The sequence below is a fragment of the Rhodoferax sp. RT5P35 genome (assembly GCF_056521385.1).
The window spans coordinates 1-1,017 of the sequence record NZ_JBWMAX010000383.1; the positions used below are offsets into that span (position 1 = coordinate 1).

2 protein-coding genes are annotated in these 1,017 nt (G+C 62.4%); both read left to right on the forward strand.

Annotated elements, in window-relative coordinates:
• The coding region (locus AC097L_RS26515) for a formate/nitrite transporter family protein (protein ID WP_479589668.1) at nucleotides 1-453 on the forward strand (453 nt) is incomplete at its 5' end.
• A 7-nt stretch (nucleotides 454-460) separates the two neighbouring features.
• Nucleotides 461-1,017, forward strand: a 557-nt coding sequence (locus AC097L_RS26520) for a PP2C family protein-serine/threonine phosphatase (RefSeq protein WP_479589669.1), incomplete at its 3' end; no start/stop codon positions are given.

The following is a 1,017-nucleotide window of genomic DNA, read 5'->3' on the forward strand; positions in this document are numbered from 1 at the left end:
GTGTTCATGGCCATCATCTTCACCTTCGGTTTCACCGAGGCACCCAATGCCATTGGCGAAAAGCTCGGCCATATCGGCGAAGGCCGCACCCTGGGCTACTCGGCGCACGGCGCTGGCGGCATGCTGACCTTGTTTGTGCGTGCCGTGATGTGCAACTGGATGGTGTCCACCGGCGTGGTGGCGGCCATGATGTCTACCAGCGTTTCGGGCAAGGCCATCGGCATGTGGATGCCCATCATGGTGTTTTTCTACATGGGTTTTGAGCACAGCATCGTCAACATGTTTTTGTTCCCCACCGGTCTGATGCTGGGCGGCAAGTTCACCATGATGGACTACATCATTTGGAACGAAATTCCCACCGTGCTGGGCAATCTGGTGGGCGGTTTGACTTTCGTCGGCCTGACCCTGTATTCGACGCATTACAAGACGGCCCCCAAGCGCGCCATCGGCTGAAATCGGCATGACCCACGCCTTGCGTGTGACGCTCGGCCAGCACTCGCGGGCCGGGCGTAAAAGGGTTGAAGGCGCAGAGTGCGCCGTTCGCATCAACCAGGACTTCCATGGTGCCATGCTGCCCCTGGAGCCCTTGCGCAGCAGCAAGGGCATTGTGGTAGCACAGGCCGACGGCATTGGCTCCAGCGCGGTGAGCCAGGAGGCCAGCGCGGCGGCGGTGCGCGGTTTTCTGGACGACTACTACGCCACGTCCGATGCCTGGTCGGTGCGCCGCTCTGCCCAGCGGGTGCTGGGCGCTACCAACGCCTGGCTGCACGCGCAAACCATGCGCAGCCATGCACGGTTTGACAAAGACAGTGGCTACGTCTGCACCTTCAGCGCCCTGGTGCTGAAGGGGCGCGAGGTGCACCTGCTGCATGTGGGCGACTCGCGCATCTACCGGCTGCACCCGCAGTCGCTGGAACAACTGACCGAGGACCACCGCGTCCACCTCTCCAGCGCCGAGTCCTATCTGGGCCGTGCGTTGGGCGTGGGCCCAAATGTGGAGATCGACTACCGCTGCCT